Raw genomic sequence first — 12,556 nt, forward strand, 5'->3', positions numbered from 1 at the left:
ATGCCCAATGTGGCACCTGCCTGCGTCGGCATCGCACTCGTGGCTTTTGACTCGAAACAGCCAAAGCGTTTTCTTTGGTTACTTTCTTTGTCGCTTTGGACAAAGAAAGTGACCCGCCGCTCCATGGCGGAAGCTTTAGGCGTTTGATCTTGCTCTTGCTTGAAGCTTCTTTTGCTCGTCATTCCCGCGAAAGCGGGAATCCAGAGACTTCAAACGTTCTCGCACGAAAGGCACTGGATTCCCGCTTTCGCGGGAATGACGGTAGGAGGGAGTACGTAGGCTTGGTCGTTTCGACCTGGGCTTGCAGATTCCTTAGAAGCTTCAAGCAAGATCAAACGCCACAAGCAAGATCAAACGCTAAACGCTTCCGCCATGGAGCGGCGGGTCACTTTCTTTGTCCAAAGCCACAAAGAAAGTAACCAAAGAAAGGGCTTTAGCTGTTTCGAATCAAAAGCCACGAGTGCGGTGCTTGCGCAGGCAGGTGCCACATTGGGCATCCTGCCCAAGGTGGCACCCGGCGCACGTCCATGTGCGCCGCCCTCCGGGTGTCCCTGGTCTCGCGAGTAACAAGCCGCGCCCAGCCACGGCAAAAGCAGCGGCGAAGCAGAGAAAAATCTTCAACAGCAACGGCAACAGCAGAGTCAAAAGCAACAGCGAGAGCAACCGCAACCGTTGCAGCCCCGACACGAAAGGCCCGAACAGCACATAGCCGCAAACGAGATCACTCCCGAAGCAACGGATAACCAGCATTGGTTCCAACAGAAATGCCGCCAGCAAAACCCGACCGCCAACGCGGCCGTCGCCATCGCGGCAACGCCATCAAAAAAAGCGCAAGACGAACCCAAGCCCAGCGAAAGATCAGCTGGCGATATACCGCTGCAACTGATCCAACTCCACCCGCTGATCCTCGATCACCGCCTTGACCAGATCGCCGATCGACACCACGCCGACCACCTCCCCGCCCTCCACCACCGGCAGATGACGGATGCGCTTGTCGGTCACGATCTGCATGCAACGCTCGGCGCTGTCGTTCAGACTCACGCTGACCACTTGCGCGGTCATGATGTCGCGTACCGGCGTATCGGCGGACGATCGTCCCTGCAATACGATCTTGCGCGCGTAATCGCGCTCGGACAGGATGCCGGCCAGCCGCGCGCCCTCCATCACCAGGACCGCGCCGATGCGTTTTTCGGCCATCAGCCGGATCGCGTCGATCACCGGCGCGTCGGGCCCGATCGCGAACACCTCAGCGGTTTTCGCTTCCAACAGTTGCCTTACTGTGCGCACGGCCATCTCCTTCCGCGAGCGGGGGGAACCGGTTCTGGGCCGAGGATACTCCTGCCGCGGGCTGCCAGGTGTCGACAAGATATAAAGGCCGCTGCTTGGATTCCTCGTACAGCCGGCCCAGGTATTCGCCGATCAGGCCCAGCGCGATCAACTGCACGCCGCCCAGGAACAGGATCACCGCCATCATCGTCGGCCAGCCCTGCACCGGGTCGCCGAACAGCAGCGCCTTGAACACCACCTTGGCGCTGAAGGCGAACGCCACCAGCGCGGTCGCCAGCCCCAAATACGTCGCCAGCCGCAGCGGCGCGGTCGAGAAACTGGTGATGCCTTCCAGCGCCAGATTCCACAGCCGCCACAGATTGAATTTGCTGTTGCCGGCCACCCGCGGCTCGCGGTGATACGGCAAGGCCACGCGGTTGTAGCCGACCCAGCCGAACAAGCCCTTCATGAAGCGGTGGCGTTCGCGCAGCTGACCCAAAGCATCCAGCGCGCGCGGCGACAGCAGGCGGAAATCGCCGGTATCGGCCGGGATCGGCGTGCGCGAGAGGCGGCCGATCACCCGGTAGAACGCATGCGCCGTGCTGCGCTTGAGCCAGTTTTCGCCCTCGCGTTCCAGGCGTGTGCCGTAGACGTCGTCGTAGCCTTCGCGCCAGCGCGCGACGAACTGCGGAATCAGTTCGGGCGGGTCCTGGCCGTCGGCGTCCAGGATCAGCGCCGCGCCGGTGTCGATCCGGTCCAGCCCCGCGGTCAGCGCGGCCTCCTTGCCGAAATTGCGCGACAGCCGCAGCAGCCCCACGCGCGGATCTTGCGCGGCGAAGGACTGAAGGATCGCCCAGGTGCCGTCGCGACTGCCGTCGTCCACGTAGAGCACGCGGCCTTCGACATCCTCGGCGGCGAGCGCGTCCAGCGCCGCGGCGATGCGCGGCTGCAGCAGGGGCAGGCTCTGCGCTTCGTCGAAGGCGGCCAGGACGACGGTGACGCGATCGCGGGTCATGGGATCAATAGTAACGGCGTGGCGTGGTGGCTGGGTGTGGACGAGGTTCGATGCGGCGGTCGATACGGCCAGCATCGCTGGCGGGGCTTCGGCGGAGTTCTTCGCTCGCGAACGCCACTGGCAAGACGCGAGGATTCCGAAGCGGGCCTGCGTACCTTCAGGGATCGTCATTCCCGCGAAGGCGGGCTCCGCTTCACTTCGACGGAGCCGAACATCCAGTGACTTTCGCGCGCGCAACCCATCAGACCGTCATCCCCGCGAAGGCGGGGATCCAGGGCTTTCGTGCGAGAACGTTTGAAGTCGCTGGATTCCCGCGTTCGCGGGAATGACGGGCTGGGAAGGTTCAGTCGTTATCGAAGAACGTCATTTTTCTAAGACGTCGACCGCAACGCCGACCTCTCGCAACTCGCAACTCGTCGCAAATTCAGACTCCCGCCCCCCCCAATCACTCAATCTGCTTCAAATACCCATCCCCGCCGATAAACCGCATCTGCCGCTGGATCGCCCCGGCGCGCCGCTGCACATATGCGCCCGGCTTGGCGATGCTGTAGCGCTTGGGATTGGGCAGCACCGCGGCCATGCGCGCGGCCTCGGCCGCGCCGAGCCGGCTGGCGTCCTTGCGGTAGTAGGTCCGCGCCGCGGCCTGGGCGCCGTACACGCCGTCGCCGAATTCGGCGATGTTGGCGTAGACCTCGATGATCCGGCTCTTGGGCCACATCGCCTCGATCAGCACCGTGTACCAGGCCTCGATGCCCTTGCGCACCCAACTGCGGCCGCTCCACAAAAACAGGTTCTTCGCGGTCTGCTGGCTGATCGTGCTGCCGCCGCGCACCTTGCGGCCGCGCTCGTTGTTCTTGCGCGCTTTCTCGATCGCCTTAAGGTCGAAACCGAAATGCTCCGCGAAGTTCTGGTCTTCCGAAGCCACCAGCGCCACCGGCACGTTGGGCGAGATCTCGTCCAGATCGCGCCAGTCGTGGGCCAGACGGAAACCGAAATCGCCCGAACCCCAGGCCTCCAGCTGGCGGATCAGCATGAATGCCGAGAACGGCGGATCGATGAAACGCAGGGTCGCCACTTGCAGGATCGAGGCCAGCGCGAACAGGAACGGCAGGGCCAACAGCCAGCGCAACCAGCGCCGCAGCCGGCGCGGACGCGGCGCGGCTTCGGCCTGCGGCGGCAGGGGCGGCGCGGACGCGCGATCGCTCAAGCCTTGCACCCCAGCGCCCCCGTCCCCACTCTTGCCGCAAGGCGGATTGCCCGTGTCGGCGAACCAAGCTCCGATACCCACCGCATTGCCTCAACCTCCCCCTTCACAAGAACTTGCGCATTATCCGCGAAGCCGCGACCGCCGCGTTCGCCGACCATTGATTTGCGCGCCGTAACCGCAGAGTACGACGATGACCGATACCGCTTCGCCCCAAGCCGCCACGCCCGACGACCAGGACCGCCTGACCCGTTTCATGATCGAAACCGCCGGCGTGCGCGGCGTGCGCGTGCACCTGCACGACACCTGGCGGCAGATCCGCGACCGCGCCGAGTATCCGGCCGCGGCCGCGGAAATGCTCGGCGAAGCCGCCGCGGCTGCGGCGTTGTTCACCGGCCACGCCAAGGTCGATGGCCGTTTGTCGGTGCAATTGCGCGGCGAAGGTGCGCTGCGCACCTTGTTCGCCGAGTGCACGGCGGCCGGCACCTTGCGCGGCATCGTCCAGCTGGCCGAGGACGGCGGCGAGGTCTCCCGCGACCTGCGCGACCTGGGTCCGCAGGCGGTATTGGCCATTACCATCGAGAATCCGGCCTTGAACGGCCGCGACCCGGTCCGCTACCAGGGCCTGGTGTCGCTGGAGTCCGACACCCTGGCCGGCGCCTTCGAGGACTATTTCCGCCAATCCGAACAATTGCCCACGCGTCTGCTGCTGGCCGCCGACGACCGCTACGCCGCCGGCCTGATGCTGCAGAAGCTGCCCGGCGACGAGGGCGACGACGACGGCTGGGCCCGGGTCGGGGCCCTGTTCGACACCTTGAACACCGCCGAATTGCTGGAGCTGCCGACCGACACCCTGCTGACCCGCCTGTTCCACGAGGACGGGGTGCAGTTGCTGGGCGGCAAGCCGCTGGGCTTCGCCTGCTCGTGCTCGCGCGAGCGGGTCGAGGCCATGCTGGTCTCGCTCGGCCGCGAGGAGGCCGATGCCGCCGCGGCCGAGGGCGAGGCCCATATCCGCTGCGAGTTCTGCGGCCAGAGCTATCGTTTCGATCGCAACCAAATTGCCGGCCTGTTCGCGGCCGCGGCCGCGGAAATCCAGGCCCCGCAGCGAGTACAGTGAGGTTGCCGACGGTCGGCCGAAGACGGTTCTGGGACCGTTTTCAGATTGTTAAATAAACATAAACCGGCTATAGTCGGGTCGAAGAAATGGGGAACTCGGCCGGTTTCATCCGGTCTTAACTACGGTCCGCGCTTAACACTTATTCAATGCTCAAGCACCTGCGCCAGTTGCCGCTTGTCCTGACGCTCGCCCTAGGCGTGGCGGCGGGTGCGCACGCGCAAGCCAAGCACGACACCACCTATTTGCCGGTGTGGAACCAGAACAACGGCAAGCTGGAATACCTGCTGCAGCTCGAGCCGACCGATAAAGCCGCCGGCGCGCGCTGGAAATCCGGCGCCAACACCTTCGATGCCACGTTGGGCCTGGATTCCGGCGATGGCCTGGGCCTGGTCTGCGATCGCAAGACCGGCCTGGCCGGCGCGATCGGCAACCTCGCCAATCACTGCCTGCTGGCCGCGCTCGACGAAGACGACGATCACGACGACAGCCGCCAGCTCAGCGCCGGCGTCAGCCTCAGCCGTCCCGGCGGCAAGGTCGGCGTGTCCATCGGTTCCGGCCGCGACAGCCTGCCCGGCTGGCTCAGCCCGAACAACCGCCCCAGCCGCGTCGATCAGAACACCCTCACCGTTTACGGCCAGAAGAACATCGGCCGCGAAGCGATGGTGTCCATCGGCGGCACCTGGGCGCGCGCCAAGCTGATCCCGGCCGGCGAAATGCCCGGCCTGGCCGATCGCTGGAGCAGCAAGAGCATCACCATCGGCGCCGGTTACGGCAATTTCGGCGCCAACATCATCGGCCGCGTGGTCGATACGCCCGGGCAGCCGGGTCAGTGGGAAGGCCTCGGTGTCGGCTTGACCTGGCGCACGCCGTGGAGCGGCCAGCTCACCGTCGGCGCCGAAAACGTGGTCACCCGCGGCAAGAATCCGTTCGCGCCGGGCAACGGCGAAAAAGACGAAGGCACCGTGCCTTACGTCCGTTACGAACAGGATCTTTGATCCCCGCATCGCATCTTGCTTCGGCGGATCTTTCGTCTGTCTGGACTCGGCTCTGAGTCCGTAATCCGCATAAATACCGCGCCGCGACGGCGAAAAGCATGAGGGCGCCCAGCCCTGCGCCCGTCGCGGGCGTGAGCTTCGATCCCATCGCGAAGTCTTGAGGCCGTCCCGGCCTCGTTCCCTGCAATTCCCGCCGACAGCCGTCCGCACGTGGGCATGGCTAACGAATCGGCTTGCCCCGATCGAGCATTTCGATGACCTGATTGACGCCGCCACATCGGCCTGCGCGCAATGTCGCGCCCGAATCCTCACGCGCACCGCCCGGTTTGCGCACCACGCAGCGCAATCGGCCGTAGGTAGCAGAAATTGTGTGTTTTTGTGCGCAGGTACTGGCGCGGCAGCGTACCGCCTGTATTTGCGGATATGCCCGATCGCCGGAATCCGCGGCCGAGCCGGCGGCGCGGATAAATGAACAGGGGATTTCCTGCGGATTCCGCAGCGCCTACCACCGTTGTCCACACAAAATACGCAAAAGTACGGACGGCACGGCGTGGAGCCGGTTCTGCCCGCACGTCACAAACCGACACTTAACGACACTTTAATTTTTGGGGACTCACGGTTAGCATCGGCGAACCTTGCTGGTCTTGGCGTCTTATTTGACACCTCCGGCCGGGCTACACGGGTACATCAGACCGATTTTCGGAGAGAGAGAATGACTTTCAAGACCACCCAGCTCCGCGACGCGATCACCTTCGCGCTCGCAGTGAGCTCGACGGCCCTCGCCGGCGCCGCCGTAGCGCAGGAAGCGAACGCCCCAGCCACCAAGGAAGCGACCACGCTCGACCGCATCGAGGTGACCGGTTCGCGTATCCGTCAGGTCGATCTGGAAACCGCTCAGCCGGTACTGTCGATCACGCGCGCGGACATCGAGAAGCAGGGCTTCCAGTCCGTCGCCGACATCCTGCAGAACATCTCCGCCACCGGCGCTCCGACCATCAGCCGCGCACAGCCGCTGCTGGCCGGCGAAAACGTCGGCGGCCAGTTCATCAGCATGCGTAACCTGGGCGCCCAGCGCACCCTGATCCTGGTCAACGGCAAGCGCCTGGGCATCAGCACCAGCGGCCTGCAGGACGTCTCGCTGATCCCGACCTCCGCGGTCGAGCGCATCGAAGTGCTGAAGGACGGCGCCTCGTCGATCTACGGCTCCGACGCCATCGCCGGCGTGGTCAACATCATCACCCGCACCAATTTCGAAGGCGCTACGGCCAACGCCTACTTCGGCCAGTACAGCCAGGGCGACGGCGCGACCACCCGCGGCGACTTCGTGCTCGGCTTCACCGGCGATCGCGGCTCGCTGACCGCCGCCGTCGAATACCGCAAGGAAGACGAAGTCTTCGCGCGCGACCGCGAGTTCGGCGCATATCCGCAGGGCCCGATGCATCCGAACCGCGGCTGGACCACGGTCAGCCAGTGGGGCGTGCTGAATCTGCCGGCCGGCAACCGCGTGCTCAACACTGACGGCAACTGGCGCCTGCTCTCCAACTATCACGCGCTGAACACCGACACCGGCGGCACCGCTGCCAACCCGGCCGGCTCGACCGTCGACAAGAGCAACACCAACCAGCAGACGCACCTGCGCACGCCGCTGGAAAGCCGCTCGCTGTTCGTCAACGGCGTGTTCGACATCACCGACAAGGTCCGCTTCCGCAGCGACATGCTGTATTCGTCGCGCGATGCCGAACGTCAGGTCGCCGGCTATCCGTTCCAGAGCGGCTCGGCCGGTCCGGTTCCGGGCGGCTTCAAGATGTCGAAGGACAGCTACTACAACCCGGTCGGCACCGTGTGGGCGCCCGGCAACGGCCAGACCGCGCAGGACATCAACTTCTGGCGCCGTACCTGGGAAGTGCCGCGCGTCGATAAGTCCACCTCGACCACCTGGCGCTTCTCGGCCGGCCTCGACGGCAGCTTCGACATCGGCGAGCGCAGCTTCGACTGGGACGTGGGTTACCTGTTCAACAACAACAAGGTCAACCAGGAAAACTACGGCAACCTGAACATCGAGCGCACCAAGCAAGCGGTGGGCCCGTCGTTCCTCAATGCCAACGGTGTGGTTCAGTGCGGCACCGCCGCCAGCCCGATCCCGTTGACCCAGTGCACCCCGTGGAATCCGTACATCCCCTACGGCCGCGTCGGCGACGGCGGCCTGACCGGCAACAAGGCGCTGCAGGACTTCCTGTTCCAGCGTCTGAACTCCAGCGGCGAAACCAAGACCAACGTCTACGGCGCCAACCTGTCGGGTTCGTTGTTCACCCTGCCGGGCGGCGACTTCGGTTTCGCGGTCGGCTATGAACACCGCAAGGAAGAAGGCCGCTTCATCCCCGACGCTCAGGCGGTGACCGGCAACTCGACCACCCTCGCCGGCGGCCCGACCAATGGCAGCTACTCGGTCGATGAATTCTTCGTCGAACTCGCGATCCCGGTCCTGGCCGATCTGCCGGGCGCCAAGGAGCTGAGCTTCTCGGTCGCCAGCCGTTATTCGGACTACAGCACCTTCGGCGACACGGTCAACAACAAGTTCGGCTTCAAGTGGAAGCCGATCGACTCGTTGCTGTTCCGCGGCACCTACGCCGACGGCTTCCGCGCTCCGACCATCAACGACCTGTACGGCGGCGGTTCGCAGACCTTCGCGACCTTCACCGACCCGTGCGATACGCAGTTCGGCGCGGCCAAGGGCAACCCGACGATTCAAGCCGCTTGCGGCGCGCGCGGCGTGCCGAACCCGGCGACGTTCCGTCAGCTGCAGCAGGGCTTCGTGCCCTCGACCACGGCCAGCCCGCAGACGCCGGTGGCGTTCTTCTCCGGTTCCAACCCGAACCTGATTCCGGAAACCTCCAAGTCCAGGACCCTGGGCGTGGTGTGGAGCCCGGAATTCGTCGAAGGCCTGAACGTCAGCCTCGACTGGTGGAAGATCAAGATCGAAGACACCATCGTGGGCGACTCGCCGACGCAGATGCTCGACGACTGCTACGTGCGTAACGACGCCAGCCGCTGCACCGCCTTCACCCGCGATCCGGTGCTGGGTTACGTCAACAGCCTCACCTTCACCAGCATCAACGCCGGTTACCGTCAGGCCGAAGGCTACGATCTCGAGTTGAACTACCGCCTGCCCACCAGCATCGGTAACTTCAACCTCAACTGGCAGACGACCTACACCGTCGGCGACGAGATCAAGACCGATACCAACCCGAACGGCAAGCCGATCCAGCTGGTCGGCTACGCGGTCAACCAGAGCAACCTGGGTACCTTCCGCGTGCGTTCGAATGCCAGCCTGAGCTGGGAGAAGGGCCCGCTGAGCGCAACCTGGGGCGCGCGTTACTTCTCCTCGCAGAAGGAAGCCTGCCTGTCGGCGGCGCTGTTCCCGAGCGAGTGCGACAACCCGAACTTCCGTGCTCCGGACACCGGCGGCTCGGTTCGCGCGCTCAACAAGCTGGGCTCGAACACCTTCCACGACGTCGAGTTCCGCGTCGCCACCCCGTGGAATGCCACGGTGGCGATCGGCGCCAACAACGTGTTCGATCACCTCGGCCCGACCCTGTACAGCCAGCCGAGCGCGAACACGTCCTACTCGGGCCAGTTCGACATCGGTCGCTTCGTGTACATGAAGTACCAGCAGCGCTTCTAAGCAATTCTGCTGCACCGCAACACAAACACGGCTCCCTCGGGGGCCGTGTTTTTTTATGTCTGCGCGACTTTAGTCGCATACCGTCATGCGACTTCAATCGGGCTTTAACAACACTTTAATTATTCCTCCAAGCCGTCTACTATCGGCCCGGCTTTGCCAATTTAGGCCTTCAGTTATGCGCCGTTTGGCTAGCCCCTTTGCTTGGGACCCGTTCGTTCAGGACAGACTTGGAGAGAGAGATGACCCTGAAGACCACCAAATTGCGCGACGCGATCGTCTTCGCGTTGTGCGTGGGCGCGACCAGCCTTGCCGGTACCGGCTTGGCCTCGGCCCAGGACGCCGCGGCACCCGCCGCGCCGGCCGCTGAAGACGCCACCACCCTGGATCGCATCCAGGTCACTGGCTCACGCATTTCCATCCCCGGTCTGACCACCAACAGCCCAGTGATGACGGTCAGCCAAGAAGAAATCGCCCGCAACCAGCCGGTAACCGCGGAAGACTTCCTCAAGATCGTACCGGGCGCCGTCCCGTCGATCGGCCCCGGCACCAACAACGGCGCCAACGGCGGCGCGACGATCAATCTGCGCGGCCTGGGCGATAACCGCACCGTCGTGCTGATGGACGGCCGCCGCGTCGTTCCGTTCAACCTGTTCGGCGTGGTCGATACCAACGTCATCCCGGTCGCGCTGATCGACAGCGTGGATCTGGTCACCGGCGGCGCATCCGCGGTGTACGGCGCCGACGCCGTCGCCGGCGTGGTCAACTTCGTGCTGAAGCGCAACTTCGAAGGCATCGAAGTCAACTCCAGCTACGGCCAGTCCAGCAAGCAGGACGGCGACCGCCGCAACACCACCGTCACCATGGGCATGAACCTGGACGAGGGTCGCGGCAACTTCGTGCTGAGCCTGGGCAAGACCGACAACGATCCGCTGTTGCAGGGTTCGCGCGGCTTCTCCGAGTTCAACCTCGACTCGACCGACGGCTCGCGCGGCGGTTCGGGCACCTCGATTCCGACCAAGGCCGGCAGCCTGGGCCAGATCAATCCGGCCACCGGCCGCTTCGACGGCATCTCCACGCCGTTCAACTACAACCCGTACAACTTCAACCAGACCGCGTTGGATCGTTGGCAGGCCACCGCGCTGGGCCGCTACGAGATCAACAAGCACGCTGAGGCCTACACCCAGCTGCTGTACACCCGCTCCAACGTGTTCTCGCAGATCGCCCCGGGCGGCCTGTTCGGCGGCCGTTTCAATCTGGGCATCGGCAACCCGCTGATTCCGGAACCGGCCCGCCAGCAGCTGTGCGCGGCGTTCACCGTGACCGGTGGTCCGTGCTCGGTCGGCAGCGCCGGCACCGTCAGCACCACGCTCAACCGTCGTACCACCGAGCTGGGCACCCGCTCCACCGACTTCCAGAACAAGGTCTTCCAGGCCACTCTGGGCGTGCGCGGCGACATCAACGACAACTGGCGCTACGACGCGTACTGGTCGCACGGTGAAGCCGATCAGCTGACCGTCTCGGCCGGCTTCCTGTCCAAGGCCCGCACCCAGCAGGCGCTGCTGTCGCTCGACGGCAAGAGCTGCGTGGATCCGACCGGCGGCTGCGTGCCGCTGAATCTGTGGGGTCCGGAAGGCTCGATCAGCAAGGACGCGAAGAAGTTCCTCGAAGTGCTGACCTTCGCTACCCAGCGCGTCGAGCAGGAAGTGTGGTCCGGTTCGGTCAACGGCGACCTGGGCGACAACTTCAAGAGCCCGTGGGCCGATTACCCGATCGGTCTGGCGTTCGGTTTGGAAGGCCGCAAGGTCGATGCGCGCAACCAGGCCGACGCGGCCTCGCGCGATCCGAACGAAGTGCAGGGCTCCGGCGGCGCCAACCCGGACGTGGAAGGCAACTTCACCCTGCGTGAGGCTTATGTCGAAACCATCGTTCCGCTGATCAGCGGCAAGACCGGCGCGCAAGCGCTGAACTTCGAAGCCGGCTATCGCCACAGCGAGTTCAAGTCGGGTCAGACCGACGTCGACTACGGCAGCTACAAGTACGGCCTGGAATGGGCCCCGATCGAATCGCTGCGCTTCCGCGGCATGTTCCAGCGCGCGACCCGCGCCCCGAACGTCAACGAGCTGTTCCAGCCAGTGGTCACCGGTCTGGATAACTCCGCGGTCGATCCCTGCCAGGCGTCCGAGCTGGCCAAGGTCGGCGGTCCGACCAGCGCGGTCGGTCAGTTGTGCGTCGCCACCGGCGTTCCGGTGGCGGTGATCAACAGCGCCGACGGCGTGGAAGGTCCGAGCGCGGGTCAGGCCAACGCCTTCACCGGCGGCAACCCGATCCTGGGTCCGGAAAAGGCCGACACCCAGACCCTGGGTCTGGTCTGGCAGCCGCTGGAAGATCTGTCGATCACCCTGGACTACTGGAAGATCGACATCAAGGACGCGATCACCCGTCCGGTGCTCGGCGATGCGCTGTTCGGTTGCTACGACAAGCAGTTCAACCCGACCCTGAGCATCAACCACCCGATGTGCCAGCTGATGCTGGGCGCGCGTGAGCCCACCGACGGTTCGCTCAACGGCGAAGCGCGCGGTCCGTTCCTGGATCGCTCGAACAAGGGCCGCATCACCACCAGCGGTTGGGATCTGGGCGTTCGCTACGGCATCCCGCTGGCCAACGAGTGGGGCCGCCTGGACTTCTCGCTGGATCTGACCAAGACCGACAAGTACGACTACCAGGGCGACCCGCAGGTGCCGAAGCACGACTGCGTCGGCGTCTACGGCGTCTCGTGCAACGTCATCGCCGGCATCGTGTACGACTACAAGTCGAACTTCCGCGCTGTGTGGTCGATCAAGGACTTCGAGCTGGGCTTCAACTGGCGCCACCTGAGCGCGGTCGACGTCGAGCCGGGCCCGATCGAGTGGTTCCCGGACTACACCTCGATCGACGCCTACGATTACTTCGATCTGACCCTGGCGTATGAGCTGCCGTGGAATGCGCGCATCAACTTCACTGTGAACAACGTCGCCGACAAGAAGCCGCCGGTCGTGGGCAGCAACATCGGCAGCACCGGCTTCAACAGCGGCAACACGTTCCCGCAGTACTACGACACCCTGGGTCGCTACTACACCATGGGCATCACGATGCGCTTCTGATAAGAAACACGTAATCCGAGTCATTAAAGGCGGGCTTCGGCCCGCCTTTTTTTGTCTGCGATTTGGGGTTCGGTTTGACTGGGTGAGGACTGTGGACTTCGAAAACGGCGGGCGCCGCGATGGGCGAGAGGGCCTCG

At 64.5% G+C, this 12,556-nt stretch carries 7 protein-coding genes; 4 read left to right on the plus strand and 3 right to left on the minus strand.

What is annotated here, in order from left to right; translation table 11 throughout:
* Positions 1-858: 858 nt before the first annotated feature.
* The 3 genes from AB4Y92_RS18385 to mtgA form a co-directional block, all read right to left on the minus strand.
* Complete coding sequence (locus tag AB4Y92_RS18385) at positions 859-1,287, minus strand: CBS domain-containing protein (protein WP_441820974.1); 429 nt, start codon at positions 1,285-1,287, stop codon at positions 859-861.
* Complete coding sequence (locus AB4Y92_RS18390; RefSeq protein ID WP_441820975.1) at positions 1,247-2,281, minus strand: glycosyltransferase family 2 protein; 1,035 nt, start codon at positions 2,279-2,281, stop codon at positions 1,247-1,249. Before AB4Y92_RS18390 ends, AB4Y92_RS18385 begins: the two co-directional genes overlap by 41 nt.
* A 445-nt stretch (positions 2,282-2,726) precedes the next feature.
* Positions 2,727-3,488, minus strand: a complete 762-nt coding sequence (gene mtgA / locus AB4Y92_RS18395) for a monofunctional biosynthetic peptidoglycan transglycosylase (RefSeq protein ID WP_441820976.1) — start codon at positions 3,486-3,488, stop codon at positions 2,727-2,729.
* 190 nt (positions 3,489-3,678) lie between these two features.
* Here mtgA and hslO point away from each other — a divergent pair, with 190 nt between their 5' ends.
* The 4 genes from hslO (at position 3,679) to AB4Y92_RS18415 (ending at position 12,419) form a co-directional block, all read left to right on the plus strand.
* Positions 3,679-4,602, plus strand: a complete 924-nt coding sequence (gene hslO / locus AB4Y92_RS18400; protein WP_441820977.1) for an Hsp33 family molecular chaperone HslO — start codon at positions 3,679-3,681, stop codon at positions 4,600-4,602.
* A gap of 146 nt (positions 4,603-4,748) precedes the next feature.
* Positions 4,749-5,597: an XOO1806 family protein gene (locus AB4Y92_RS18405; RefSeq protein ID WP_441820978.1), complete on the plus strand. Its 849-nt coding sequence runs from the start codon at positions 4,749-4,751 to the stop codon at positions 5,595-5,597.
* Positions 5,598-6,309: 712 nt separating this feature from the next.
* On the plus strand, positions 6,310-9,279 hold the full coding sequence (locus tag AB4Y92_RS18410; RefSeq protein WP_441820979.1) for a TonB-dependent receptor plug domain-containing protein: 2,970 nt from the start codon (positions 6,310-6,312) through the stop codon (positions 9,277-9,279).
* Positions 9,280-9,518: 239 nt separating this feature from the next.
* Positions 9,519-12,419: a TonB-dependent receptor plug domain-containing protein gene (locus tag AB4Y92_RS18415; RefSeq protein WP_441820980.1), complete on the plus strand. Its 2,901-nt coding sequence runs from the start codon at positions 9,519-9,521 to the stop codon at positions 12,417-12,419.
* Positions 12,420-12,556 lie beyond the last annotated feature (137 nt).

Origin of the sequence: Lysobacter sp. TAB13 (genome assembly GCF_052113885.1) — a bacterium.
Lineage (GTDB): Bacteria > Pseudomonadota > Gammaproteobacteria > Xanthomonadales > Xanthomonadaceae > Lysobacter > Lysobacter gummosus.